Origin of the sequence: Chryseobacterium sp. CBo1 (assembly GCF_001693475.1) — a bacterium.
GTDB lineage: Bacteria > Bacteroidota > Bacteroidia > Flavobacteriales > Weeksellaceae > Chryseobacterium > Chryseobacterium formosense.
The window spans coordinates 71,395-96,678 of sequence record NZ_MAUH01000006.1 but is presented as its reverse complement, the minus strand read 5'-3'; the positions used below and the strand labels follow the sequence as shown (position 1 = coordinate 96,678).

General features: G+C 34.2%; 26 protein-coding genes. 13 read left to right on the top strand and 13 right to left on the bottom strand.

Annotated features, from left to right (window positions below):
* Window positions 1–44: 44 nt before the first annotated feature.
* The 3 genes from BA768_RS05740 to BA768_RS05730 form a co-directional block, all read right to left on the bottom strand.
* Entirely contained in the window at window positions 45–908 is an 864-nt protein-coding gene (locus BA768_RS05740; RefSeq protein ID WP_034679039.1) for a MotA/TolQ/ExbB proton channel family protein, read from the bottom strand.
* A gap of 238 nt (window positions 909–1,146) precedes the next feature.
* A complete protein-coding gene (gene leuS / locus BA768_RS05735; RefSeq protein ID WP_065720041.1) occupies window positions 1,147–3,960 on the bottom strand; it encodes a leucine--tRNA ligase in 2,814 nt (937 codons plus the stop codon).
* A 182-nt stretch (window positions 3,961–4,142) separates the two neighbouring features.
* Entirely contained in the window at window positions 4,143–4,610 is a 468-nt protein-coding gene (locus BA768_RS05730; protein ID WP_065720040.1) for a lipocalin family protein, read from the bottom strand.
* A gap of 201 nt (window positions 4,611–4,811) precedes the next feature.
* On the opposite strand from BA768_RS05730, the gene BA768_RS05725 reads away from it, so the two are divergent.
* From BA768_RS05725 to BA768_RS05715, 3 genes are read left to right on the top strand one after another with little or no spacing between them, the layout of a single operon-like run.
* Window positions 4,812–5,789 (top strand): acyltransferase family protein, encoded by a 978-nt coding sequence (locus BA768_RS05725; RefSeq protein ID WP_065720039.1) that lies wholly within the window; start codon window positions 4,812–4,814, stop codon window positions 5,787–5,789.
* Window positions 5,790–5,810: 21 nt separating this feature from the next.
* A complete protein-coding gene (locus BA768_RS05720) occupies window positions 5,811–6,569 on the top strand; it encodes a glycosyltransferase family 2 protein (protein WP_065720038.1) in 759 nt (252 codons plus the stop codon).
* Entirely contained in the window at window positions 6,569–7,195 is a 627-nt protein-coding gene (locus BA768_RS05715) for a deoxyuridine 5'-triphosphate nucleotidohydrolase (protein WP_065720037.1), read from the top strand. The genes BA768_RS05720 and BA768_RS05715 overlap by 1 nt, the downstream gene beginning before the upstream one ends.
* Here the strand turns inward: BA768_RS05715 and BA768_RS05710 are convergent.
* The 6 genes from BA768_RS05710 to BA768_RS05685 all read right to left on the bottom strand — a co-directional run bounded on the left by BA768_RS05710 (window position 7,187) and on the right by BA768_RS05685 (window position 12,073).
* The gene (locus BA768_RS05710) at window positions 7,187–8,425 is read right to left on the bottom strand and encodes a 3-deoxy-D-manno-octulosonic acid transferase (protein WP_065720036.1); all 1,239 of its coding nucleotides are present in this window, start codon (window positions 8,423–8,425) and stop codon (window positions 7,187–7,189) included. The genes BA768_RS05715 and BA768_RS05710 overlap by 9 nt on opposite strands.
* Window positions 8,425–8,940 (bottom strand): hypothetical protein, encoded by a 516-nt coding sequence (locus BA768_RS05705; RefSeq protein ID WP_065720035.1) that lies wholly within the window; start codon window positions 8,938–8,940, stop codon window positions 8,425–8,427. Before BA768_RS05705 ends, BA768_RS05710 begins: the two co-directional genes overlap by 1 nt.
* A 15-nt stretch (window positions 8,941–8,955) precedes the next feature.
* A complete protein-coding gene (locus BA768_RS05700; protein WP_065720034.1) occupies window positions 8,956–9,423 on the bottom strand; it encodes a DUF1648 domain-containing protein in 468 nt (155 codons plus the stop codon).
* Between the two features lie 6 nt (window positions 9,424–9,429).
* Window positions 9,430–10,146: a C40 family peptidase gene (locus BA768_RS05695; RefSeq protein ID WP_065720033.1), complete on the bottom strand. Its 717-nt coding sequence runs from the start codon at window positions 10,144–10,146 to the stop codon at window positions 9,430–9,432.
* A gap of 80 nt (window positions 10,147–10,226) precedes the next feature.
* Complete coding sequence (locus BA768_RS05690; protein WP_034679028.1) at window positions 10,227–10,874, bottom strand: O-methyltransferase; 648 nt, start codon at window positions 10,872–10,874, stop codon at window positions 10,227–10,229.
* Window positions 10,875–11,239: 365 nt separating this feature from the next.
* On the bottom strand, window positions 11,240–12,073 hold the full coding sequence (locus BA768_RS05685; RefSeq protein WP_034679025.1) for an OmpA family protein: 834 nt from the start codon (window positions 12,071–12,073) through the stop codon (window positions 11,240–11,242).
* 50 nt (window positions 12,074–12,123) lie between these two features.
* Here BA768_RS05685 and tilS point away from each other — a divergent pair, with 50 nt between their 5' ends.
* The 7 genes from tilS (at window position 12,124) to BA768_RS05650 (ending at window position 19,068) form a co-directional block, all read left to right on the top strand.
* Entirely contained in the window at window positions 12,124–13,485 is a 1,362-nt protein-coding gene (gene tilS / locus BA768_RS05680; protein WP_228388312.1) for a tRNA lysidine(34) synthetase TilS, read from the top strand.
* Window position 13,486: 1 nt separating this feature from the next.
* Window positions 13,487–15,553: a protein-disulfide reductase DsbD family protein gene (locus BA768_RS05675; protein WP_065720031.1), complete on the top strand. Its 2,067-nt coding sequence runs from the start codon at window positions 13,487–13,489 to the stop codon at window positions 15,551–15,553.
* A 246-nt stretch (window positions 15,554–15,799) separates the two neighbouring features.
* Window positions 15,800–16,093, top strand: coding sequence for a T9SS type A sorting domain-containing protein (locus BA768_RS05670; protein ID WP_165601774.1), 294 nt, complete (start codon window positions 15,800–15,802; stop codon window positions 16,091–16,093).
* A gap of 191 nt (window positions 16,094–16,284) precedes the next feature.
* Entirely contained in the window at window positions 16,285–16,815 is a 531-nt protein-coding gene (locus tag BA768_RS05665; protein ID WP_065720029.1) for an ExbD/TolR family protein, read from the top strand.
* A gap of 62 nt (window positions 16,816–16,877) precedes the next feature.
* Entirely contained in the window at window positions 16,878–17,408 is a 531-nt protein-coding gene (locus BA768_RS05660) for a hypothetical protein (RefSeq protein ID WP_065720028.1), read from the top strand.
* 11 nt (window positions 17,409–17,419) lie between these two features.
* Window positions 17,420–18,202: an alpha/beta fold hydrolase gene (locus tag BA768_RS05655; protein ID WP_065720027.1), complete on the top strand. Its 783-nt coding sequence runs from the start codon at window positions 17,420–17,422 to the stop codon at window positions 18,200–18,202.
* A gap of 62 nt (window positions 18,203–18,264) precedes the next feature.
* The gene (locus BA768_RS05650) at window positions 18,265–19,068 is read left to right on the top strand and encodes a patatin-like phospholipase family protein (RefSeq protein WP_065720026.1); all 804 of its coding nucleotides are present in this window, start codon (window positions 18,265–18,267) and stop codon (window positions 19,066–19,068) included.
* Window positions 19,069–19,074: 6 nt separating this feature from the next.
* Here the strand turns inward: BA768_RS05650 and BA768_RS05645 are convergent, their stop codons facing one another.
* The gene (locus tag BA768_RS05645; RefSeq protein ID WP_065720069.1) at window positions 19,075–20,079 is read right to left on the bottom strand and encodes a DHH family phosphoesterase; all 1,005 of its coding nucleotides are present in this window, start codon (window positions 20,077–20,079) and stop codon (window positions 19,075–19,077) included.
* A 222-nt stretch (window positions 20,080–20,301) separates the two neighbouring features.
* Between BA768_RS05645 and rpmH the strand changes: the two genes are divergently transcribed.
* Together rpmH and BA768_RS05635 are read left to right on the top strand one after the other, a co-directional pair.
* The gene (rpmH, locus tag BA768_RS05640; protein WP_034679005.1) at window positions 20,302–20,460 is read left to right on the top strand and encodes a 50S ribosomal protein L34; all 159 of its coding nucleotides are present in this window, start codon (window positions 20,302–20,304) and stop codon (window positions 20,458–20,460) included.
* A 154-nt stretch (window positions 20,461–20,614) separates the two neighbouring features.
* Complete coding sequence (locus BA768_RS05635; RefSeq protein WP_034679000.1) at window positions 20,615–21,325, top strand: cell division ATP-binding protein FtsE; 711 nt, start codon at window positions 20,615–20,617, stop codon at window positions 21,323–21,325.
* Here the strand turns inward: BA768_RS05635 and BA768_RS05630 are convergent, their stop codons facing one another.
* From BA768_RS05630 to BA768_RS05620, 3 genes are read right to left on the bottom strand one after another with little or no spacing between them, the layout of a single operon-like run.
* Window positions 21,326–22,024, bottom strand: coding sequence for a tRNA1(Val) (adenine(37)-N6)-methyltransferase (locus tag BA768_RS05630; protein WP_065720025.1), 699 nt, complete (start codon window positions 22,022–22,024; stop codon window positions 21,326–21,328).
* Window positions 22,024–23,478 carry a sensor histidine kinase gene (locus BA768_RS05625; RefSeq protein ID WP_034678996.1) on the bottom strand — a complete coding sequence of 485 codons (1,455 nt, stop codon included), beginning with the start codon at window positions 23,476–23,478 and terminating at the stop codon, window positions 22,024–22,026. Before BA768_RS05625 ends, BA768_RS05630 begins: the two co-directional genes overlap by 1 nt.
* Window positions 23,468–24,064 (bottom strand): riboflavin synthase, encoded by a 597-nt coding sequence (locus BA768_RS05620; RefSeq protein WP_034679283.1) that lies wholly within the window; start codon window positions 24,062–24,064, stop codon window positions 23,468–23,470. Before BA768_RS05620 ends, BA768_RS05625 begins: the two co-directional genes overlap by 11 nt.
* A gap of 49 nt (window positions 24,065–24,113) precedes the next feature.
* On the opposite strand from BA768_RS05620, the gene pdxA reads away from it, so the two are divergent.
* Window positions 24,114–25,205 (top strand): 4-hydroxythreonine-4-phosphate dehydrogenase PdxA, encoded by a 1,092-nt coding sequence (gene pdxA / locus BA768_RS05615; RefSeq protein ID WP_065720024.1) that lies wholly within the window; start codon window positions 24,114–24,116, stop codon window positions 25,203–25,205.
* Window positions 25,206–25,284 lie beyond the last annotated feature (79 nt).

Genomic DNA, 25,284 nt, shown 5'->3' with positions numbered 1-25,284 from the left:
TTAAACTTCTTTCTAAATAATGCAAATATCTTGCTACAAAATTCTTAGTTGAATTCTGCGAAAGACTGCTGGATGCTCATAGCGATCTCATCGATCTTATAAGTTAATCCATCAATTTTAGAAGTAAAGAAGTTGTAAAGCATAATCGCAATTGCAGAAGTACCAATACCTAAAGCCGTGTTGATCAATGCTTCAGAGATACCTGTAGAAAGTGCAGCAGCATCAGGAGTACCACCACCAGAACCTAAAGCAAAGAATGCTTTGATCATCCCGATTACCGTTCCAAGTAGAGCGATTAGGGTAGCCACTGTACCTAAAGTAGAAAGAATCATCATGTTTTTCTCTAACATTGGCATCTCAAGAGTTGTAGCTTCTTCGATAGCTTTGTTAAGAGCAACCATTTTTTGTTCTTTGTTCAATGTAGTATCATGAGATAATGCTTTGTAAGTCGTAAGACCTTCTTTTACTACGTTACCAACAGAACCTTCTTGTCTGTCACACTCTTCAAGAGCTTCGTCAACTTTGTTTTGGTTTAGTAAGCTTCTTACTTTTACAACGAAGTTGTCTAAGTTTCCTTTTCCTGCAGCTTTGCTAAGGATGAAATATCTTTCGAAAGAGAAAACGATTACAGTAATCATGAAAGTAATCAAGATTGGTACGATAACCCCTCCTTTGTAGATAATTCCTAAAAACGAATCTGGGTGAATGTCTTTCCCTTCAACACTTGAAAAAGCAACTGATCCAGAACCTAATTTTTCTGCATCTTTAAAGTTCCCCGGACTACCAAGAACGAATAAATAAATACAAATACCTATTGCCAATAGAATAGGGATAATTACAGCTGGATTAAGACCTCCTGCTTTTTTAGCAACTACTTGCTCATCATTTTTTGAAACATTCATTTCCATATTTAACTAAATTATATTGTTTTAAAATTTTAGAGTTTGTAAAATAAAGGCAAAAATAATTAAAATACAAGTGTATGAGAAAACATTTTATCTTTTTTTCAAAGGTTTAATATACCTCAATTCTAAAAATGCAAATATTTTCAGATATTTTATCAATTATTTCAAATTTTGAAAAATACATTTAAAACTTGAAAAAATTAGATATGTTTTTTTATAATTTACCAATGTTAAATTTCTTTTAAATTACAATATTTACAATTTTTTTTGGCACCACTATGATTTTTTTCGGAGTTTTCCCCTCTAAAATCTGTCCCATTTTGTCATCTTGAAGCACTGAATCTTCAACTTCCTTTGGAGATAATGTTGCCGGAAGGGAAATTTTAAATTTCATCTTGCCATTTACACTTACAGGATACAAAATTTCATCTTCTATCAGATAATCTTCGTTCAGCAAAGGGAATTTTTCAAATTCTATTGTCTCATTATGACCTAATTTACTCCAAAGCTCTTCACAGATGTGCGGAGCATAAGGAGAGATGATAACGGCAAGAGGTTCTAAAATATTGCGTTTGTTACATTTTATTTTCTGCAATTCATTTACAGCGATCATAAATGAAGATACAGATGTATTGAAAGAGAAGTTTTCGATGTCGTAAACCACTTTTTTTATTAATGTATGCAAAACTTTATATTCTGCTTTTGTCGGCTCTTCTTCCGATACTTCAAAAACCTCACCATTAAAATATAAATTCCAGAATTTTTTCAGGAAACCGTAAACTCCGCTAAGACCTTGCGTGTTCCATGGCTTAGATTGTTCTAATGGACCTAAGAACATTTCATACAATCTTAAACCGTCTGCTCCGTATTCTTCACAGATATCATCAGGATTTACAACATTGTATTTTGACTTAGACATTTTTTCTACTTCACGACCTGTGATGTATTTTCCGTCTTCTAAAATAAATTCTGCATCTGCGTAGTCAGGTCTCCAAGCTTTGAAAGCTTCTGTGTCTAATTCGTCAGAAGTTCCTTTTAATAAAGATACATCAACGTGGATTGCCTGAGTCTGATAATCTTTTGCTAGATTTTTTGATACATATTGATTTGTACCGTCAATTCTATACACAAAAGCGCTCATCCCCAAAATCATTCCTTGGTTGATCAACTTTTGGAAAGGCTCATCATTTTTAATATATCCTCTGTCTTTTAAGAACATATTCCAGAAACGAGAATATAATAAGTGACCGGTCGCGTGCTCGCTACCACCTATATATAAATCAACCTGACCCCAATAATCTGAAGCCTCTGGTGAGGCAAACATTTTATCATTTTTCGAATCCATATACCTAAGGAAATACCAAGAACTTCCTGCCCAACCCGGCATTGTAGATAATTCTAATGGGAAAACAGTTTTTTTGTCAATTAAATCAGTATCAACAATTTTCTGATTCTCTTCATCCCATGCAAAAGTTTTTGCATTTCCTAATGGCGGATCTCCGTCTTCAGTCGGCAAATATTTTTCAACTTCAGGAAGTTCCAGAGGCAGTGCGGAAGTCGGCAACGTATAAGGCATTCCATCTTTATAATAGATAGGAACTGGTTCTCCCCAATATCTTTGTCTTGAAAAAATTGCATCACGCTGTCTGTAATTCGTTGTTCCGTGACCGATTGCTTTTTTTTCTATGGCATCAATAATCAATGTTTTCGCTTCATTATAATTTAAGCCGTTTAAGAAATCAGAATTTACACAAACAGAATCTTTAGAATCAAAAGATTTTTCCTGAACGTCCTCGTCTGTTTCTACAACTTTTTTAATTTCTAAATTAAATTTCTTCGCAAATCTGTGATCACGCTCATCGTGTGCAGGAACAGCCATTACAGCTCCCGTTCCATAACCCATCAAAACATAATCTGAAATATAGATCGGCATTTTTTCTCCGCTGAACGGATTGATTGCATAACTTCCCGTGAAAGCACCGGAAACGTTTTTCACGTCAGACATTCTGTCTCTTTCGGTTTTTTTGGAAGTTTCTTCAATATAAGTATCTACCTCAGCTTTTTGTTCTGCTGTAGTAATTGTTTCTACTAAAGGGTTTTCCGGAGCCAAGACCATAAACGTTGCTCCAAAAATTGTATCAGGTCTTGTGGTGAAAACTTCAACGATTTCGTCATGACCATCAACATTAAACCTAACCTGCGCTCCCTGAGATTTTCCGATCCAGTATTCCTGAGAATCTTTCAAAGGTTGCGGCCAGTCTAAAGTTTTTAAACCTTGTAATAATCTCTCAGAGTAAGCAGAAATTCTCATGCTCCACTGCATCATTTTCTTTTGGAAAACAGGGAAACCACCTCTTTCAGATTTTCCGTCTTTCACTTCGTCGTTCGCCAACACTGTTCCTAAAGCAGGACACCAGTTTACAGTCGTTTCTGCTCTGTACGCTAAACGGTAATTTAAAAGAATATCTTCTTTATCCATTTCAGAAGCAGATTTCCATTCTTCTGCTGTGAAACTTAATTCGTCGTTCTGATTCGCATTTAAACCTTCTGTTCCTTTTTGTTCAAAATGTTTGATTAAAGTAGAAATAGATTCAGCCTTATTCGTATCCTTATTATACCATGAATGGAACAATTCAATAAAAATCCATTGTGTCCATTTATAATAAGAAGCATCGGAAGTTCTCACTTCCCTACTCCAGTCGAAAGAGAAACCAATTTTTCTTAACTGCTCTTCGTATCTTGTAATGTTTTGCTCAGTTGTGATCGCAGGATGCGTTCCCGTTTGAATAGCATATTGCTCAGCAGGAAGCCCGAAACTATCGTAGCCAACCGGGTGGAGAACGTTGAAACCTTGATGTCTTTTGTACCTCGCATAAATATCCGATGCAATATATCCAAGCGGGTGACCTACATGAAGCCCTGCTCCGGAAGGATACGGAAACATATCGAGAACATAAAATTTCGGTTTGTCTGTGTTATTGGAAGTCTTGTACGTTTGATTGTCTTCCCAGTATTTCTGCCACTTTTTTTCTATCTGCTGATGATCGTAAAACACTTTTTTATAGATATTAGATGTTAGTAATTAGACATTAGATTTAAAAATTCCAATTCTAATTTTCACAAAAATAATGAATTTATAAGAAATGGAAATTGAATTTCAAATTAAATATATGCGATACTTATAAACAAAAAATCTCATCTTACGATGAGATTATATATTAAAGCAATACTGAATTATTATTGAGCTATTCTTTTGAATGTATAAGTTGTAGACTTATAAATTGTAGGATCCGTTGTATCTTCAATTTTAAGATTCAATGTCTGAGCATCCAGTAAAGTCACTTTACCTTTATCTGCAACAACAGTTCCCTGATATTTGATCTCTATATTTTTTTCAGAAGCATTATAGACGTAAGAGAAATTACGTTCAGAAATTGTGCTGCACGTAGGAGTAGATCCAGCCATATCTTTATTGGTTCTTTTCCCGGAAAGATTTTCGTTAAAAACCCATCTTGATTCTTTTTGACAATCTGTGTAAACAATTTCATCAGATACTCCCGTTCCGTCTACCTCAACTTGGGTAATCACCTCTTTAGTCGGAGACCAAGTTCCTACAAGAGGAAACACCTGTTCCGGAGCGTCGTCGTCGTTACATCCTGTAAAAGCTAATAATGATAATCCTGCAATTAATGCTAATTTCTTCATAGATCAAATTTTTCAAGGCTTAAAATTATGATTTATTTATAATTATTAAACATATTTTTTGAAGAAATATTATAAAAATTTATTATCTCATATCTTTTTGCCTTTACAAATGCTTTAAATGACGTTGATTTAACAAATATTCAAGCAACGGAAATACACTGTATTCTGTAAAAAAAACTATTTTTGCACAAAACACGACAAATGCAAGACATCACGAAAAATAATTTCGACTTCCTCCGAGTTCTATTGGCTTTTATTGTTTTCTTAGGACACTTAGGCGCTTTAAGTGCTTCTACTGAACTAAAATTTCTTCAACACAGCCCTGTTGAAATTGCAGTTTTCGGATTTTTTGTTGTCAGCGGATTTTTGATTGCAAGAAGTTATGAAAGATCCTCAAGCCTTAAAAGCTACTTAACGAAGAGAATAAAAAGAATTGTTCCTGCTTATTTATTGGTCATTTTCCTGTGTGCGATATTGCTGAGCTTGGTAAGCACTTATTCTCTTACCGAATATTTCGCCAATACACAGGTCTATAAATATCTTTTCTGGAATTCTTTGTTTCTAAATTTCAAAGCACCCTGGCTTCCCGGAGTTTTCGGAAATCAGGCGGTGAATGGTGCACTCTGGACTCTGAAAATAGAAATGTGCTATTATTTCTGTGTGCCTTTGCTGTTTTTATTATTCGGAAAAAACAATAAATACAGAAACGTCAGTTTAATCATTCTCTACTTTTTATCACTTGCTTATCTTAATTATTTTGAATCAGTAGGTAAAATTTCAATGGCAAAACAGCTTCCCGGAACACTTTCTTATTTTATCCCGGGAATGTTGATCTATTTTAATTTTGATAAATTTATTAAACATAAAAATTCACTGTTTATCATCGCTGTTTTAACGGTCTGGATCGATTTATTCATCAACATTCAGCTATTTTCCCCAATGATGATCGGGATTATTATATTGTATATCGCTTATTCTTTGAAATTTTTAAATAATTTCGGGAAATATGGAGACTTCACATACGGGATTTATATTTTTCACTTTCCAATTATCAGAACATTTACCACTTTAGGATTATTTGAAGATTACAATCCTTACTTGATGGCGTTCTTCTGTATGCTGATTGTCATCGCAGTCGGGGTGAGTTCATGGCATTTTTATGAGAAAAGATTTTTATAATTTTAATGTAATTTAATCACAATGAAAGATCTTGTTTCTATCATTACGCCATCTTATAACTCCGCTGAATTTATTGAGGAAACGATACAGTCTGTCCTTAACCAAACTTATGAAAACTGGGAATGGCTTATCTCAGACGATCGCTCAAAAGACAATACAGTTGAAATTATAAAAAAATATAATGATCCGCGAATAAAACTACAGGTTCTCGAGAAGAACGGCGGCGCAGGAAATGCCCGTAACAAAAGTCTTGAGAGAGCTCAGGGAAGATATATTTCATTCCTGGACTCTGATGATCTCTGGTATCCGGAATATCTTGAAACAATGACCTGTTTTATGCAGAAAAACAATGCAGAATTGGTATATTGCAACTATTCAAGATGTGACGAATATACGATGGAGCCAATTTTAAAAGATTTTGAAGCAGATAAAATCGTAACGTTTTCCAATTTGCTTAAAACCTGCAGACTTGCTCCTGTTTCTACCATTTACGACACCAAAAGAGTGGGGAAATTTTACTTTCCTATAAAAAGCAAACGTGAAGATCATGTGATGTGGCTGAATTTATTAAAAGAGATTCCTAAAGGTTATCCTCTTAAAAAGACAATGGCAAAATACAGAATGCGTAAAAACAGTGTTTCCAGAAAGAAAAAAAATATCATTAAAGATCAATATCTTGTGTATAAAGATTTCATGGGGTTTTCTACTGTAAAATCTTTATATTACACAGCAAACTGGGCACTGAACGGATTTATGAAATATTCTAAAATATTTAATTAATGGAGTATTCTAAAGAATTTAAAGCAGCTTTAAGCCAACTTTCAAATATTGAAAAAGACCGGTTAATTTTCAGGCTACTGAAAAAAGACAAAATTCTTTCTAAAAAATTGTATTTCGAATTAATCGATGAAGAAACTACCGATCAGAAACGTGACCAGATGGAAGAAATCGTGAAGGAGAAAGTAGAATATGCTGCAAAATATATTAGCAATCAAAAATATTTCGTCGTTCTCATTCGCAAGATCAGTGCAGAAATTACAGAACACGTTAAAGTAACAACCGATAAATTCGGTGATGTTTCTTTGAATTTATTTTTAATTAATCAGATTTTAGAATACAACGATAAACTGAGCAGACAGAGATTCAATGACATTTATAAACTTTACCTCTATATCATCAATAAAATTGTAAAAGCTTTAGCGTTAACTAAAAAACTCGATGAAGATTATTGGATGGAAATCGACCAACTTCTTTCAACCGTATATGAAAAAGTAACCAACAATATTTATCTCGAAAAACTTTTCATTAATAATGGAATCGATTTTAATTGGTTTAATGTCGAAAGAATTCCTGATCATTTTGATTTGATTATTAAGGACATTAAAAGTCAGGGATTTTTAAAGTGATAAAATTTTATTAATAATCAATTCAGTTGAATTTGGCTGCTCTGTCACAAATCTGCCAGCATTTTCAGACATTTCATTCAACAGTTTTTCATCTTTTATCAAGCTTAAAACAAATCTGGCTGCAGAATTTTCATTTTCAAAAGACATCCCTCCTTTTGCAGCAATCAAATTATCTGCTTCAGGATTTTTTTTGTAATGATTTCCGAAAATTACAGGAACACCGAAAGTTGCTGCTTCCAGAATATTATGAAGTCCCGCATCGTGAAAACCGCCACCGACAACAGCAATATCACCATAAGAATAAAGCTTGGAGAGTAATCCTATACTATCAATAATTAAGGTTTGAGAGTCTGAGAGTTTGAGAGTTTGAGCGTTTTTCAATTCACTGTACAACAACGCTTCAGGGAAAATTTCTTTTAAATGCTCTACTCTTTTTAAGTCGTGAGGAGCGATGATTATTTTTAAATCTTCATTATTTTCAGAAATAATTTTTGCAATTTTTTCTTCAGCCTGCCAAGAACTTCCAAAAACAATCACTTTTTTTCCGCAAATAAATTCTTCAATAAAATCAACATGATTATTTTTCAGCTTAAGTTGCTTTACCCTGTCAAATCGGGTATCTCCGGTTACCGAAGAATTTAGTAGACCAATACTTTTAGCCAAAACATATGAATGATGCGTCTGATGAAAAAACCAGGTCATATTTTTTTTCAGTTGTTCTACAAACCATCTTCCGTAGCTTGTGAAGAAAGATTGGCTTTCATAAAACAATGCCGAGATCACAAAAGTTTTTACATTCTGATTTTTAAGTTCTGCCAAAAGATTGTACCAGTAATCGTATTTTACCGTGAAAAACAATTCGCAGTTGAATTGAGAAACAAATTCTTTTATAGTATTCTTTTTATCGAAAGGGAGATAACAAACAGCGTCTGCAATATGTTTTTTCTTTGCGACATTTTCATAACCCGATGGCGAAAAAAAGGTAATCAGAATTTTATGATCCGGGAAATTTTCTTTGAGCTTTTCTAAAACAGGAAGCCCTTGTTCATATTCTCCCAGACTCGCAGCATGCATCCACAAAACTTTATCAGATTTTGAAAATGCAGATTTTACAATATTTAAGGATTGCTTTCTTCCTTCAACGCCCTTTTTAGTTTTATCATGAAACAACGATAAAACTTGCATTCCGAAAATGAGAAGATGCACAAATATAGAATATAAAAAAGTCATCAATTTTTCATTAAACCTCTAAAAAACTGAACTCCACCGAAGATCACCGCTCCGTAAGCAATAAAACCACCCTTTCCGCTTGCGAGAGAAGCTAAAGTAATGGCAAGTCCGCCAACAAACCAAAGTCCGCCATAAAGAATATCTTTATTGGCCTGTTTTTTTTCAAAAACTTCTTTTTGGAATGCCTGATCTCTTCTTAGTTTTTCAAGCTTTTTGTTTTCTTCGGTAACTGTTTCAGAAAACTGTGGTAATGAGTTATGGTATTCCTGATAATTTTCCACATTTTTACTTTCAAAAAATTCAGCTTCGAGTTGATCAATCGGCTTTCCCTGCGCTACAGCAAATGCTGTAATTAGTTTTTCAATTTCTTCATTGATCTGAATTCCTCTCCTTTTGATTTCAGAATATGCTAAAATTACTGTTTCTTCTGTATAATATTGCCAGCTCACCAAAATTTCCGACAGCTGGAAACTTTTTGAATTTGAAATCTGAGCTAATGTTTTTGTGGTTTTCATGTTTAGTTTTAAAAATTATCTATATACGTAAGCTGCAATTATCGCAGCCATGACACTTAAAAAAATAAAAGGTATAAATATTAAAATAGGAACTCTTGCTTTTGACTCCGCATTAAAGCTATAACGAAACGTATAATCCTGAATATTTAAAAATAATAACAAAATAAGGAATAAAAGCCCTTTCATCAGAAGAATCATAATGAAAAACTGAACAGATGAATTGGCATCCGTAATCTCAACCGGGAAATTACCTGTCTCAGGAAATTTGCTGATAAATATAAAAGCAATATAGAAGATTGCTGATAAAACCGGCAATAAAAAAGCAAATCGCTTTTTACCAAAATGATCCGGCTTTCCTTCAAAATCAAAGTGAGTCGGGATTTTTTCGGGAAGCCTTTTATATATTCTCAAAGTATAGATCCACAATAGCAGAACTAAAATCAAATTCAGTACATCAAATACACTAAAAATTACGCTTCCCATAGAAATTTATAAAATACTTTTAATGACTCTTAATTTATGCGTGTGCTTATTCAATTCTTTATTAAAAATTCCCGAAGAATCAAGCGTATCAATTCTTACTTTCCCTGAAGCATGAATGATCTTTTGGTTTTCGAGCATAATTCCTACGTGAATAATTTTCCCTTCAGAATTTTCGAAAAAAGCTAAATCACCTGGCTGACTTTCTTCGACAAAAGTTAAAGCTTCACCAACTTCTGCTTGCTGATAAGTATCCCGCGGCATTTTCACATGATGAATTTTGTAAACCAATTGCACAAAACCGGAGCAATCTACCGCAAAAAAACTTTTCCCACCCCACAAATAAGGAATGTTCAAAAATTCTTTCGCTGTTAAAACAATACTTTCTCTCACATCATGACTACGTCTTGATGCAACGGCAGGAAATTCAACTTCAGAACCCATTGAAAGAAGTGTTTTTCCATCATTGGTCATTATCGAAGAAAAGTCTTCTGTAATTAAGGTTACTTTTCTGTTGGCAAGATATTCGTCGGTTACCGGCTTGATCTGTTTGGTATCCATCCAGCCTTCGTATCCGTCGTAGTGCATTTTTATTTTAGTCCAGTTTTTATTCACTTCCAGAATATCTGCACTTTCGCCAAACAAAATTTCGGTAACGATTTCTGCCTTATCTGAATTTTCAGCACGAACAGGTGCAACGGTCACGACACAAATTCCTTTATTCATTTATATTTTCAATTATAGATTAGGGTTGAGGCTTAGGTTGACAAAATAACGCTGTAAAATCTTGACCATCCAACCTCAAATTACTTCCTTCTCAGGAAATTTACTCCGTCTCGCAAAGGTAAAATAAGATTTTCAAAATCTTCATCTTTTGCCACCAAATCATTAAGCTCCTTGATAACCTGAGTAGATTTCTGTTTCGGGTTTTCATCTAACACCTTTCCATACCATAAGACATTATCAAACATTACGACAGAACCCGATTTTGTTTTAGGTTTAATCAATCTGAAATATTCTGCATAATTTTCTTTATCGGCATCAATAAAAACCAGATCAAAAACCTCATCCGTATTTCTTAAAAACTCTTTTGCATCCTGGATCTTGAAATTAATTTGGTTTGAATATTCACTTTCAGAAAAATATTTCCTTGGCAAATAAGCAAGATCCTCGTTTACATCAAGTGTTGTAATTTTTCCTTCCGATGATAATCCTTCCGCTAAACAGAGTGTGGCATAACCTGTAAACGTTCCGATTTCCAGAACATTTTTTGGCTGCATCATCTGAGCAACTATGGTTAAAAGCCTTCCCTGCTGATAACCGGAAATCATGTGTGGCTGAGTCGTCTTCTGAAAAGTTTCCCTTCTCAATTTTTTTAGAATTTCAGGCTCTGATGAGGCATGATTTTCTAAATACCTATCCATTTCAGGATTTTTTTCTTCAAAAAAGCTCATTATTTTTTATTTGTTCAAATTTAATTAAAATAAATCGGTGCGCTCAATGAAAATCGAAACACAAATGAAAATTACCGTAAAAACACGGATTGTTTACATCACCATTCCCAGTTACCTTTGCATCACTGCTTTAAAAAAACGAGGTAAATACTATTATGGAGACGAAAATAAATTTATCCGCTGCGAAAGGAATCCAAAAAAACACAAAAACTTCTCCTTCCGCAACAAACACTACCCGAAATAGCAAACGCAGTCAATTTTTAAAACAGATTATACAGCTTTTGAAAAAAGAAGATGTAGTCTGAAAAAAACACAAAAAAATTCCGATAATTACTTATCGGAATTTTATTTTGGAGCTTAATTCTTTATTTCTTTTCTTTAATATCCATCAACTTCATGAATTCATCCAGCTTAGGCATAATGATGATTTCCGTTCTTCTGTTCTCTGCTCTTCCCGAAACGCTCATGTTTGTCGCTTTAGGATTATACTCAGAACGGCCACCTGCAGTGATTCTTGAAGGATCAACTCCGAACTGTGACTGTAAAACTTTCGCTACGGCAGTACCTCTCAATGCAGAAAGATCCCAGTTGTCTCTCGGAAGATTAGAGGAACTTAAAGGTGCATTATCTGTGTTACCTTCAATGAGTACAGAATATTTGTCGTAATCGTTGATTACTTTAGCTACTTTACCCAAAACTTCCTGAGCAGCCGGCAAAACATTGTAATCACCTGTTTTGTAAAGCATATTATCTGATAATGAAATCATTACCACTCCTTTAAGAACTTTTACCTGAACATCCTGATCCGCAACATTATCCAAAGATCTTTTCAGTTTGTTTGATAAAGCTAAATTCAAGCTGTCATTCTTAGCATTTGCTGAAATAAGCTGTTTGATATAAGAGTTTGAAGCATTGATCTCTCCAACCAATTTATCAATATTTGCAGAGCTTTTCCCCGTATTTGAAAGACATGCATCCAAAGATGATTTCAAAGCATCATGCTGACTTTTCAAAAGGTTGTTTTCTGCTGTCAACGTAGAATTCTGACCTTTCAGATCCTGAATCTCACGCTGTCTTTCGCCAATATTTTCAATACACTGTTTGTAGTTGCCACTAAGAGCATCATACTGTTTTTTACTTACACAAGATGTCATTCCCAACACCACTGCCGAAGCCATTAAAATTTTAAAAATCTTCATAAATAAACTTTTTAAACGATCTCAAAGGTAACAAAATTCATTTTAATAATATGGTTTATCTTTGTACAAAAGAAATTCTAAGCATGACGCTTTCACGATCCGCTTTCGAAAAACAGCTTCAAAACCTCACCCAATTATCTGACAACCAAACTTATCTTTTGGCGGTAAGCGGCGGTGCAGATTCTATGGTTTTAGCATATCTGTTTAATAAATTACGGGATTTTGGATACCAATTTCAGGTTGCGCACATTAATTATAAACTTCGTGGGGAAGATTCGGATTCGGATCAGAAAGTAGTGGAAGATTTTTGCGAAAAAAATAATATTAAATTTCATTTATATGAAGTTTCGAAGAAAGATGAAAAGCCTGAAAATTCTATTCAGCTTTGGGCAAGAGAACTTCGTTACCGGTTTTTTAAAGAGATTCAGGGAAAAGAGAATTTAAATTTTCTGGTGACAGCTCATCATCTGAACGACCAATTAGAAACTTTTATCATCAATCTTTCAAAAGCTTCCGGAATAAATGGTTTAAGTGGAATTCTGGCAAATGAAAGTAATATTCTTCGACCTTTACTAAATTTTTCAAAAGAAGAAATTTACAGATTTGCAGAGAAAAACAAAATTGATTTCCGAGAAGATCTTTCCAATAAAAAAAATGATTACCTGAGAAATAAAATCAGAAATGAAATCGTCCCGAAACTTTCGGAGACCAACGAACAGTTTTTAGAAAATTTCAGAAAAAGCATTTTGTATTTAAATCAGACTAAAGATTTTGTTCATCATCAAATTCAAGAAATTGAAAAAAATATTTTAATTGAATCTGAAGAAAACACTATTTTAAATAAAGAAAAACTGAATCATAAAACTGAATTTATTCAATTTGAAATTTTAAAAAAATACGGATTCAATCAACCCGGAGAAATTCAGAAAATCTTCATTGCTGAAACCGGAAGTATATTTTATTCAAAAGAATATAAATTAATCATCAACAGAAACGAATTGATTTTCATTGAATTAAATCCAAACATAAAAATTCAGGAAGAAATCGTTTTAACCAATACCACAGAATCGCATCAAAATCACTTTAGCATCGACATTTCGCAGTCCATTGAGCTCATCGAAGAAATCAATAAAGACTTCAATTGGGAATTTGATGCCGAAAAAATCACGCATCCGCTAAAACTTCGCACCAAAAAAGAAGGAGACTTATTCTACCCGAATGGTTTTTCGGGGAAAAAGAAAGTTTCTAAGTTTTTTAAGGACGAAAAATTGTCTATTTTAGCGAAGCAAAAAATCTGGCTGCTAAGTGACGGAAACGATAATGTTTTAGGCATAATTCCGTTCAGGCAAGACAGACGATACGCAAAAGATGAGAAAACCCAAAAAGTTCTCACAATTTTTAATCGAAAGTAAAATGAAATTTAAAAGCTGGTTTTTACTGATTCTATTGTTTTTGGCAACAGGAATCAATGCACAAATCAAAAATCCCGTAAAATTCAAATTCGCAGTCAACGATCTTGGCAATAATCAGTACGAAGCCGTTCTGAATGCAACGCTTGAAAGCGGATGGCATATTTATTCAAGAGACATTCCGGAAGACACAGGAATTCCTACAGAATACGTTGTTTCGGGGAAAAACATTGAGCTGATCGGAAAATTTCAGGAAATCGGGAAAAAGCATGAAGAATTTTCTGAAGCATTTGGCGGAACAATTATTTATTATTCGAATTCTGCTGGTTTTAAGCAAAAATTTAAATTAAAAGATCCTACAAAACCTGGAGATGTAGTTGCCGAAATTACTTACCAAACTTGCGACGACCGGGTTTGTCTTGCTCCGAATACTTTAGAATTCAATAAAACAGTTACTCCGAATGGAACCGCAGAAACTGCAATTGATAAAAAAACAGAGCCGGCAAAAGATTCTGTAAAAACCACTGAAACTGTAGTTGAAAATCCTGCAAAAGGAGAAATTACTGTTACAGACGCCCCAAAACTTGACCCGAAACAATTAAAAATTGCTTCTATTGATATTGCAAAACCTTTGACAGATTGCGGAACAGGCTCATCAAAAATCGATGAAAATTATTGGACGTATCTTTTATTGGGCTTCCTTGGAGGTTTAATTGCTTTACTGACTCCATGCGTATTCCCGATGATCCCGTTGACGGTTTCTTTCTTTACAAAAGGAAATAAAAACCCGGCAAAAGGAAAAAGAGATGCATTGATTTACGGATTTTTCATTCTTTTAATTTTTGTTTTATTGAGTGTTCCTTTCCATTTAATTGACGGAATTGCAGGAAATATTTTTAATGAAATTTCTACGAATGTTTGGTTGAATATTGTATTCTTCATCATCTTTATTTTCTTCGCAGGAAGTTTCTTCGGATATTATGATATTACTTTGCCAAGTTCGATTGCCAACAAATCTTCAAAAGCTGAAGAAGCAGGCGGAATGATCGGTATTTTCTTTATGGCTTTAACTTTAGTAATCGTTTCTTTCTCTTGTACAGGACCTATTTTGGGAAGTTTATTGGGAAGCGCCATTACAGGTTCGGCAAACGTTCCGATGCTGTTGACATTTGCTTTAGGAGGTTTTGGTTTAGCTTGGGCAATTGTATTCGGTTTACTGGCGTTATTCCCGCAAGCTTTACAAAGTCTTCCGAAATCAGGCGGTTGGATGAATACCGTAAAAGTTGTTTTAGGTTTTGTAGAATTGGCTTTGGCTTTAAAATTCTTATCAAAAGCAGATTTGGTTTCTAAAACATTCTTAATTAAAAGAGAATTATTCATCGCAATATGGATTGTGGTTGCCATCGGATTGGTTATTTATTTATTCGGATTAATAAGATTTCCACATGATGATAAGAAGCCTAAAATTTCTATTACAAGAAAAATTATCGGTGTTTTAGGAATAGGATTTATTGTTTATTTAATTCAGGGACTAATTCCTGCCGAAAGACCAAAACTGCAATTGTTAAGCGGAATTTTGCCTCCACTAAATGTAAGTTATTTCCATGACGAAAAAGACGGAATTCTGGGAATGCACCCTGAACATGATTTCTTCGCTGCCATTGAATTGGCAAAAAAAGAGAAAAAACCGATCTTAATAGACTTCACAGGTTATGGTTGCGAAAACTGCCGTAAAATGGAAGAGTTTGTATGGAGCGAACCCGATATTTTACCAATTCTTCAAAACGATGTTGTTCTTGCTTCACTATATGTAGATGACAAAGAAGAACTTCCTGAAGATCAAAAAACCAAAATAGATCTGGGAGACGGGCAGGTGAAAAAAGTAAAAACAATCGGTGATAGATGGAGTTTATTCCAGACTGCTAATTTTAATAATAATTCTCAACCGCATTATGTTCTTTTAACTCCGGACGGAAAAGTAATTAACACACCGGTTTCCGGATATATGGAAAAAGAGAAATTCAAAAAATTCTTAGAATGTGGTGTAAATTACTTCAAGAATAATAAATAGAAGTTCAAAATATATTTAAAGACTCATACTGAAAAGTGTGAGTCTTCTTGTTTTTCATCAGATCCTATGTAAAAGTTTAATTATTCATTAAAATTTGAATAATTTTATTTAATTTTGAATAATCCACACCAAACCAAATGCTTATGAAATATTTCAAATCTATTCTTTTATTTTTTTCTTTTTCTTTCATTGCCAAAGCTCAGGCTCCAATCATCGAATGGCAAAAATCTTTTGGCGGGTCAAATAGTGAAATTTCAAAATCTATTGTGCAAACACCAGACGGAGGATATATTACTGCAGGATATTCAAAATCCGGAAATATATCCCAATCCTGCAACAGATATTGTTCGCATCAATCATCTTCCCATAGAAAGTACAGTGGCTATTTTTGACACCGCAGGAAGAAAGATTTTCAGTAAAAAATATTCTGAAACAAACATTTCTATTGATGTTTCAGTATTTATAAGCGGAATATATATTATTCAGATTGACAGTGCAGAAAAAAATATTCTTTCTAAAAAATTGCTCATTAATAAATAATCCAGACTCTTAAAATATCATAAAAGCTTGTGAGAATACAATCGTCACAAGCTTTTTTATATTTCCAAATCAACAAAATCAAAATTCTTCAAAAAATTCCATAATTAGGTATAAACTTTGCATAGAATCATTTTACAATGAATTAATAATTCATTAAATCTGAAAATTTGTTCAATACTAAAAACTGAATTATGGCTGAAGTTATCACAAACGAAAAACAAGGCGGAAAATCCCGTCAGAGTAAAAAAAGAATCGGTATCGACATGACCCCAATGGTTGACCTAGGATTTTTATTGATTACCTTTTTTATGTTTACCACCAATTTTACCAAACCCAACGTCATGGATTTAGGCTTGCCTGCAAAAGATCCAAATCCTACCCGAACTGATAATATTGTAATTGACCAGCTCAATCAAATTACATTTATCATCGGAGAAAACAACAGAATTTTTTATCATCAGAGCAACGAAAAAGAATTAACAGAAGCCGGTTTAAAAGAAACAGATTACAACGGCATGAATGTTTCCAAGATCATTTCAGAAGCTTATGCCAAAGCTCCTAAAAAAGAGATCTTCACAGTCATTGTAAAACCAACTGACGATTCGAATTACAAAAATTTCGTAGACATGATGGATAATATTTCGATTGCCAAAAAAGAACGATACGGAATTGCCGAAGTCAAACCATGGGAAAAGAAAGTTTACGAAAACGTAATAAAATAAAACCTCAGAGCATTTTTATAATGCTCTTTTTTTATATAAATTTGAGCATAAAATTTCTACCCATGATGAAAAACATCTTCATTTTATTCGGAATTGCAATTCTGAGTTTTTCCTGCTCAAAGAAAGAAACCACAAGCACAGACAAAAAATCTGACAGCGTAAAAATTGTAGACTCCATGAACGCTGTGACAACCAAAATAAACGACAGCATTCAGGCTCTGAACAGTAAAAACCGTTTCAAAGATTTTAACGGAAGCCATAAATTCATTTACCAAAATGACAGTTCACCAAAATATTCCGGAACAGTAGACTTTAAAAAAATTGATGGAGAAAGAGATAATTATAATGTTTCAGGAAGTATAAAATCCGGAAATAACTCTGTATACATCAAAGGATTTGTACAGGTAGTTTCTGCCAAACACATGAATTTCACCGGAGAAATTACCCAAAAAATCTCTGTAAACGATAACGGAAAACCATACACCAGAAAAGGAACCAAAACATTTGCTTCTAAAGACGGCGGAAAAACATACAGACTTCAGGATATGGTAAATGGTTCAGGATTTGTAGATTACATCGATATTCAATATTAAAATCTAAAATTATGCTCAATTTTGAAAAAAAAGGTGACGGAAAAGAAACTTTGGTTCTGCTTCATGGTTTTATGGAGAACATTTCGATCTGGAGCGACCTTGAAAAACATCTTTCCAAAGATTTTATACTTTTAAAAATCGATCTTCCGGGGCACGGCAAATCAGATATTTTAGCTGAAGTACACACCATGGAGATGATGGCAGAAGAAGTAAAAAAAGTTCTGGATCATCAAAATTTAAATACAATTCATTTGCTCGGACATTCGATGGGAGGTTATGTTTCACTGGCATTTGCCGAGAAATTTCCTGGATATTTAAAAAGTCTTACCTTATTTTTCTCCACTTATTTTCCTGATGATGCAGAAAAAAAAGAACAGCGTATCAAAAGTTACCGAATTATAGAAAATGCTTTTGCTCATTATGCAAGAGCCGGAGTTCCGAATTTATTTAATCCAAATGAAAGAGACGTTTTAGAAGGAAAAATAGAAACTGCTTTGGAAGTTGCTCTTTCAACCAATAATCTTGGAGCTTTAGCCTGTGTGAAAGGAATGGTGGAAAGAACCGACAAAAAACATATTCTGGAAACAGTAGAAGCTAAAATTTTGGTTCTTGCCGGAAAACATGACAATGCCGTAAAAACGGATATAACCATCAATAATCTTCCGGATCGTACCAACATCAAATCTTATGTTTTGGATTGCGGACACAATGGTCATTGGGAAAAACCTTCCATCTGTGCAGAAATCATCAATACCGAACTTTTGCATCACTTACCTAAAAAACTTTTACTTTAAAATTTAGGCAGAACGATATTCATGATTTGAAATTATTATCTTAGTAAGGCTTAAAATTCTAAATGGGCATATTCTCTTTTAAAAAAAAGAAACCTGTAATAGGACTCACACTTTCCGGAGGCGGAATGCGCGGAATCGCCCATATTGCTGTTCTCAAAGCCTTGGAAGAATATGACTTAAAGCCGGATATCATTTCAGGAACAAGCGCAGGATCCATTATCGGAGCATTTTATTCGTTTGGGAAAACTCCGGATGAAATGATGGAAATTGTGAAAAACACCACCTTTTTTTCACGTTCTTATTTAAAATTATCCAAAAACGGAATTTTCAGCTCTAAATTTATCCTGAAGCTTTTCAATGACCATTTTCCCGAAGATGATTTTAAAGTTTTAAAAATTCCGGTTTATGTTGCGGCAACAGAAATGACCCACGGTATCGTAGATTTTTTCTCTGAAGGTGAACTTTTCGGACCACTTTTAGCCTCATCGAGCGTACCCTTCGTTTTGCCTCCCGTAAAAATTGGTGAGAAAATTTATGTTGACGGTGGAGTTTTAGACAATCTGCCGATAGAACCGATTATCGACAAATGCGATTTCCTTATCGGCTCACACGTAAATTCGATCAGCTACGACGGCTTGGAAAACATGAGTTTAATGAAAGAATTTGACCGCATTCTGCATTTAGCCATTGCAAAATCGGTTTATTCTAAAGCAAGTCATTGCGACATCTTTTTAGACCCGCCTAAAATGACGAAGTTCAGCTTATTTAAAAAGAATTTTCTTGACGAAATGTTTGCAGAAGTTTACGATTATACGTGTAAAGAATTAGAAAACAAAGGTTATAAAAAAGTGGCAGACAGACTGTAATCTTCATTATAAAATTTCTTCCGCAATTCTGCTTTTAAAAGTTTCAATTGTATCAGACAAAGATTCCATTGATTTTCCTCCCGCCGCATTGATGTGGCCTCCTCCGTTAAAATATTTTCTCGAAAACTGATTCACATCTACATCATCTTTACTTCTGAAAGAAATTTTAATAAAATCTTCATAAAGATCTTCCATAAAGAAAGCCGCCATTCTTACCCCGACAATACTCAGTCCGTAATTTACAAAACCTTCGGTATCACCTTTCTGGAAACCATATTCCTGAAGTTCTTTTCTCGTTAAATATAAAACAGCAACTTTACCATCATTCACCACTTCGATTCGTCCTAAAATTAAAGCCAGCAAATGTAAGCGTGAAACCGTGTTCGTGTCCCATGTATTCGAAGTAATAATAGAAGGATCCGCACCTTTTTCAATTAAATTAGCAACAATTCTGTGCGTCGTCGCACTCGTAGAACGAAAACGGAAACCTCCTGTATCGGTCATAATTCCTGTATAAAGACATTCTGCAATATCTTTATTGACCAGTTTCTCGTCATCCATCGCTTCAATAAAATGATAAATCATCTGACAAGTTGCCGGAATAATGGTATCTGAATACACAAAATCAAAATCTTCAGGTTGCTGATGATGATCGATAAGAATTTTTTTAGCTTTCGATTTCATCAACCAGTCACCCAAAATTCCGATTCTTGCCGGAGAATTAAAATCAAGACAGAAAATAACATCTGCTTCATTAACTATATCAAAAGCAACTTTTCTTTTGTATTCGCCGATGATATTTTTCTTCGCTTCAGGCATCCATTTCAGGAATTTCGGAAAATCGTTGGGTACAACAACTTCTGCTTCCAGACCTTTAGCTTTTAAGTAATGTTTTAAACCTAAACTTGAGCCAATCGCATCTCCATCCGGATTATAATGGGTAAGAATAACAATTTTATTTTCCGGTACAAGAAGGGTATTGATTTCTAAAAGCTCTGCAGGTGTAAACATTTTCTTTAAATTTGAGTTTCCAAAGATAAAGTTTTTATACGTATTGCAGACTAATAATTGAGAAAGCAAAGGAAGGCTTTTGCAGAAAGGATTTTTAATAATATACAGATAATTGCCATAAAATAATTTCAAAAAAAGACAAGTAACATTTGCACTTAATAAAAATATGCATATATTTGCAACCTGAAAATTAATAGATAATTACGACTTAAACATATAGTAATGAGCAAAAGAACATTCCAACCATCAGAAAGAAAGAAAAGAAACAAACACGGTTTCAGAGAAAGAATGTCTACACCAAACGGTAGAAGAGTTTTAGCTGCAAGAAGAGCTAAAGGAAGAAAAAGCTTAACAGTGAGTTCTGCAAGAGCTAAAAGATAATTCTTTAGTTACAATATACAAATCATGCTTGAAAAGTACTTTTTCAGGCATTTTTTGTTGTTAAAATATATTAATTTCTTAGGTTTATAGAATATCTTTTTTTATTTTTAAAATCTGAAAAAGCGCTTTCTCAAAAGCACCTAAAAATAGATTTATGCCACATACCAATATCTCCGGAGACAGCATTGTAAGTCTGCAGCACGCAAAGATTGCACAGAAAAACTTCACTGTTCTTTCTGATGTTAACCTTAATATAAAAAAAGGAAGATTCTGCTACCTTATCGGGAAAACAGGTTCCGGAAAAAGCTCACTGCTTAAAACACTTTATGGTCACATCCCTTTAGCCAGCGGAGTTGGTACAGTTGTAGGATTCGACATTGCAAAGCTAAGAGCTTCAGACGTTCCTAATCTGAGAAGAAAATTGGGTATTGTTTTCCAGGATTTCCAATTGCTTTCCGACAGAACGGTTGAAAAAAACCTGAAATTCGTTTTGGAAGCCACAGGATGGAATGACAAACATAAAATCGACGAGCGCATCAATGAAGTTCTTTCGAGCGTAAACATGAAAGGCAAAAAACATAAAATGCCGCACGAACTTTCCGGTGGTGAACAGCAACGTATTGCGATTGCAAGAGCACTTTTAAATCACCCTGATTTAATCTTAGCCGATGAGCCTACAGGAAATCTTGATCCGGAAACATCAAATGAAATTATGACTCTACTAAAGCAGGTTGCTTTGGAAAACGGAGCTGCGGTGGTAATGGCAACTCACGATTATCACATGATTCAGAATTTCCCGGGAGAAGCAATCCGATGTGAAGACGGAAAGGTTTCTGTGCTTGATACGGCTGAACTTTTTGAGTAATTATTTCTCTTTAAAAACATGAAACTCTTTAGTGAGTTCAAGATATTGGTCCGAGTATTGTCTCGGACTTTTTTCTATAATAAATTCTGATTCTTCGACCTCTTTTTCCGTTAAAGAAAATTCCAAAGTGAGTCTTTTTGTTTTAGAATTTTCAATTCCTTTAATATTGATTTTTCGGATTAAATACAATTGATTTTCATGAGCTAATTTTATAAAATCACCTCCAATTTCGAAAGGAATAATCACTGAGAAAATACCGTTTTCAGAAAGTAATTTGGAAGATTTTGAAATCAATTGCTGAAAATTCAGCTCAACAGTTTGACGTGCCAATTTATCTTTTTCAGAGCCTGATTCTTCAAAATACGGAGGATTTGAAACAACGAAATCAAACTTTTCATCGGGTTCAAATTTTTTAAAATCCTGATGGATATTTTTTAATCTTAAATAAAAAGGTGAATTCTCAAAATTGAGTCGGGTAAGATTTACAGCTTCTTCATTAATATCAATTCCTAAAAACTCAGCAGAAGAATTCCTTTGAGCCAACATTAAAGAAATCAAACCGGTTCCGGTTCCCACTTCCAAAACTTTTTTAGCATTAACAATATTAGCCAAAGCTCCCAGCAAAACACCGTCTGTTCCGACACGGAAGACGTCTTTTGACTGTTGAATTTCAAATTGTTTAAACTTAAAAGGCCTCACTATAAATTGGTAGGTAAAGCGATCGTGAATGTAGAACCTTTTCCGACTTCAGATTTTACGGTGATTTCACCTTTATAATCTTCCACCATTTTGCGAACCATTGATAAACCGAGCCCCATTCCGCTGTTTTTAGAGGTGAAATTCGGTTCAAAAATTTTTTCGTACATCTCTTCAGGAATTCCGATTCCGTTATCCTGAACTGAGATAATAACTCTGCGCTGGTGCTGCTCAATATCTACATTTACCAAAAGATTTCTGTCGTCACTTTTTGCCTGCTTTGCGTTGGTAACCAGATTCGTGATGATTCGGGAAAGAAAAACCCGATCCATCGTAATCATAATATTGCTCTTATTGGCATGAACAAATATCTGATCATCGTTGAAAACCCTTAGAATATCATCAATTTCGTTATTAAGATTGATAACTTCGTTGTTTTTTTCAGGAAGCTTTGCAAACTCAGAAAAAGCAGAAGCAACTGTCGCAATCACATCGATCTGATCAACCATGGTTTTGCTCATCTGTTTTACCCGTTCAGTAACATTCGGGTCATTCGGATCAAATTTTCTTTCAAAATTCTGAATCGTCAGCTTCATCGGCGTTAAAGGATTTTTCACTTCATGAGCAACCTGTTTTGCCATTTCGCGCCACGCTTCTTCCGATGCTTTAAACCGAAGCCTCTCTTTCTGATCCTGAATCTGAAGAATCATCCTATTGTAAGCTCTTGCCAAAGCATTAAGCTCATCATTTTTGTAATATTTGATCGGGCGCATTTCGTTTTCAAAAAGCGTAATACGTGTGATCATATCCGAAAATTTTGTAATATTTTTAGCCAAATTATTAGAGGTAACCCAACTCAACCAAATACTGAAAGCAATAATAACCAGATCAACCAATAAAATATAAACCACATATTTATGCAAAACATCCATGTAAGCAGATTCGTTATGATAAAGTGGGATATAAATAATCCCAATCGGTTCCCAGTTATTATTTTTAAGAACTAAATAAGAAGAAGTATAAACCGCATCTTTTTCTGCATCATACCCACGAATGTCATAGCGGGTTTCTTTAGAAAGAATTTCGTTGACAATTTTGAGCGGAATTTTCTTTTTATCAACCTGATTAGACTCTTTATTGGAAAGAAGATAATTTCCTTTCAGATCATAAATAACAATATCGTGCTGATTAATATCTGCAATTTCAAATATTTTGTTACCTAAAACTTTTTTAAGATCGCCGGTTTGCACAGAAGTACGGCTCAGAGCATAATCAAAATACGCCATGACCGCATTCGTTTTGTCCTGCATATCAATCTTACTCTGCTGGAGCGCATTATTCCTTAAAACGAAATAAGGAACCAGAGAAGAAGCTGCAACACTTAAAAGACATATCAGTAAGAAACCGAAAAACACACGATTTCTTAAACTATATCCTTTATATTTATTAAACGACATTCTGCTTATTAATTAGTTTCGAAATATATTTACCAATAATATCAAACTCCAGATTCACTTTATCGCCCACCTGAAGCGTATTCATATTGGTAAATTCCCATGTGTAAGGGATAATAGCCACAGAAAACTGAAAATCTTCACTCTTAGCTACCGTCAAACTAATTCCATTTACTGTGATTGAACCTTGAGGAACTGTAACAAAATTACCTTCTGAATTATATTGTACAGTAACAAAATAGCTGCCATCTTTGTTTTCGATGCTTACAATTTCTCCGGTTTTGTCAACATGCCCCTGAACAATATGCCCATCCAGTCTGCCATTCATCATCATACAACGTTCCAAATTGACAACACTGCCCTCTTTCCAGTTACCTAAATTTGTTTTTTCTAAAGTCTCATTAATTGCCGTGACAACATATTTATCGTCTTTAATCTCAACTACCGTAAGACAACAGCCGTTATGAGCAAGGCTCTGATCTATTTTTAATTCGTTCGTAAAAGGACAACTTAGGGTAAAGTCTATATTCGTTCCGTTTTCCTGTATTTTTTCAATAACTCCTACTGCTTCAATAATTCCTGTGAACATATTTATTTTTGCTAAATTTGTAAAATTATAATCTTCAAAGATAATCAAAATGAGCCCAAAAAACCATAAAGTACGAGTAGGAATTTCAATTGGTGACTTCAACGGCATCGGCCCGGAAATCATCATGAAATCTCTGAAAGACAAAACCATTACAGACTTTTTCACTCCTGTTATTTTTGGTTCGGGCAAACTTTTCACTTTTCAGAAGAATATTTTCAAGCTGAATTTAAATTTCAACTACATTACAGAAGCTTCCCAAGCACAAAACGGAAAGCTGAACATGGTAAACCTTACAAAAGAAAACTCTAATGTAGAATTGGGAAAACCCACTGAAGAATCCACAAAAATGGCCATCGATTCTCTTGAAGCAGCAACCGAAGCCTTAATGAAAGGAGAAATTGATGTTTTGGTAACCGCACCGATCAACAAGGATGAAATGGTAAAAATGGGTTTCAAGCATGCAGGTCACACTGGATATTTTGAAGAAAAATTCAACAAAAAAGGATTAATGTTTTTGGTTAGCGAAGATTTGAAAGTGGCAGTTTCAACACACCACATTCCAATTTCACAGGTAGCTGAAAATATTTCTAAAGAAAAAATAAAGAAGCAGATCAAAGCTTTAAACCAAACTTTAATTGAAGATTTTGCTGTAACAAGACCAAAGATTGCTGTTTTGGGATTGAATCCACATTCAGGAGACGGCGGAGTGATCGGAAATGAAGAGATTGAAATCATTGCTCCAACAATTAGAGAACTTTCAGACAACGGAATCCTTACTTTCGGACCTTTTCCGGCAGACAGTTTTTTCCAGCCAAGCAAATACAGAAATTTCGATGCAGTTTTAGCGATGTATCACGATCAGGGATTGGCTCCTTTTAAAACTTTGGCTTATGAAGAAGGGGTAAATTATACCGCCGCACTTCCTTTCATCAGAACATCTCCGGATCACGGGGTTGCTTATGATATTGCGGGTAAAAATATCGCGGACGAGCAGAGTTTTATGGAAGCAATTTTCACAGCCATCAAAATTTTTAACAACAGAAATGATTATAAAGATTTGATGAGCAATCGTCTGCAGCCAAGAAGAATGCCTTCGGATAACGGAATTGATGAAGATCTGCCTGTAGAAACTGAAATGTAAAATTTGTAATCGAATTAAAATTAATTTGTTATATATTTTATTTGTAATATTAAAAAAAATGCATATTTTTGCACACTCA

Excerpts from the sequence above, each read along its gene's own strand:
- BA768_RS05650 (WP_065720026.1), top strand. The coding sequence starts at position 18,265 with ATGGGCATATTCTCTTTTAAAAAAAAGAAACCTGTAATAGGACTCACA.
- BA768_RS05710 (WP_065720036.1), bottom strand. The coding sequence starts at position 8,425 with ATGACTTTTTTATATTCTATATTTGTGCATCTTCTCATTTTCGGAATG.
- rpmH (WP_034679005.1), top strand. The coding sequence starts at position 20,302 with ATGAGCAAAAGAACATTCCAACCATCAGAAAGAAAGAAAAGAAACAAA.
- BA768_RS05715 (WP_065720037.1), top strand. The coding sequence starts at position 6,569 with ATGGAGTATTCTAAAGAATTTAAAGCAGCTTTAAGCCAACTTTCAAAT.
- BA768_RS05730 (WP_065720040.1), bottom strand. The coding sequence starts at position 4,610 with ATGAAGAAATTAGCATTAATTGCAGGATTATCATTATTAGCTTTTACA.
- BA768_RS05675 (WP_065720031.1), top strand. The coding sequence starts at position 13,487 with ATGAAATTTAAAAGCTGGTTTTTACTGATTCTATTGTTTTTGGCAACA.
- BA768_RS05695 (WP_065720033.1), bottom strand. The coding sequence starts at position 10,146 with ATGAATAAAGGAATTTGTGTCGTGACCGTTGCACCTGTTCGTGCTGAA.
- BA768_RS05655 (WP_065720027.1), top strand. The coding sequence starts at position 17,420 with ATGCTCAATTTTGAAAAAAAAGGTGACGGAAAAGAAACTTTGGTTCTG.
- BA768_RS05725 (WP_065720039.1), top strand. The coding sequence starts at position 4,812 with ATGCAAGACATCACGAAAAATAATTTCGACTTCCTCCGAGTTCTATTG.
- BA768_RS05685 (WP_034679025.1), bottom strand. The coding sequence starts at position 12,073 with ATGAAGATTTTTAAAATTTTAATGGCTTCGGCAGTGGTGTTGGGAATG.
- BA768_RS05665 (WP_065720029.1), top strand. The coding sequence starts at position 16,285 with ATGGCTGAAGTTATCACAAACGAAAAACAAGGCGGAAAATCCCGTCAG.
- BA768_RS05740 (WP_034679039.1), bottom strand. The coding sequence starts at position 908 with ATGGAAATGAATGTTTCAAAAAATGATGAGCAAGTAGTTGCTAAAAAA.
- pdxA (WP_065720024.1), top strand. The coding sequence starts at position 24,114 with ATGAGCCCAAAAAACCATAAAGTACGAGTAGGAATTTCAATTGGTGAC.
- tilS (WP_228388312.1), top strand. The coding sequence starts at position 12,124 with ATGGTTTATCTTTGTACAAAAGAAATTCTAAGCATGACGCTTTCACGA.
- BA768_RS05625 (WP_034678996.1), bottom strand. The coding sequence starts at position 23,478 with ATGTCGTTTAATAAATATAAAGGATATAGTTTAAGAAATCGTGTGTTT.
- BA768_RS05660 (WP_065720028.1), top strand. The coding sequence starts at position 16,878 with ATGATGAAAAACATCTTCATTTTATTCGGAATTGCAATTCTGAGTTTT.
- BA768_RS05645 (WP_065720069.1), bottom strand. The coding sequence starts at position 20,079 with ATGTTTACACCTGCAGAGCTTTTAGAAATCAATACCCTTCTTGTACCG.
- BA768_RS05700 (WP_065720034.1), bottom strand. The coding sequence starts at position 9,423 with ATGGGAAGCGTAATTTTTAGTGTATTTGATGTACTGAATTTGATTTTA.
- BA768_RS05620 (WP_034679283.1), bottom strand. The coding sequence starts at position 24,064 with ATGTTCACAGGAATTATTGAAGCAGTAGGAGTTATTGAAAAAATACAG.
- BA768_RS05690 (WP_034679028.1), bottom strand. The coding sequence starts at position 10,874 with ATGAGCTTTTTTGAAGAAAAAAATCCTGAAATGGATAGGTATTTAGAA.
- BA768_RS05635 (WP_034679000.1), top strand. The coding sequence starts at position 20,615 with ATGCCACATACCAATATCTCCGGAGACAGCATTGTAAGTCTGCAGCAC.
- BA768_RS05720 (WP_065720038.1), top strand. The coding sequence starts at position 5,811 with ATGAAAGATCTTGTTTCTATCATTACGCCATCTTATAACTCCGCTGAA.
- BA768_RS05705 (WP_065720035.1), bottom strand. The coding sequence starts at position 8,940 with ATGAAAACCACAAAAACATTAGCTCAGATTTCAAATTCAAAAAGTTTC.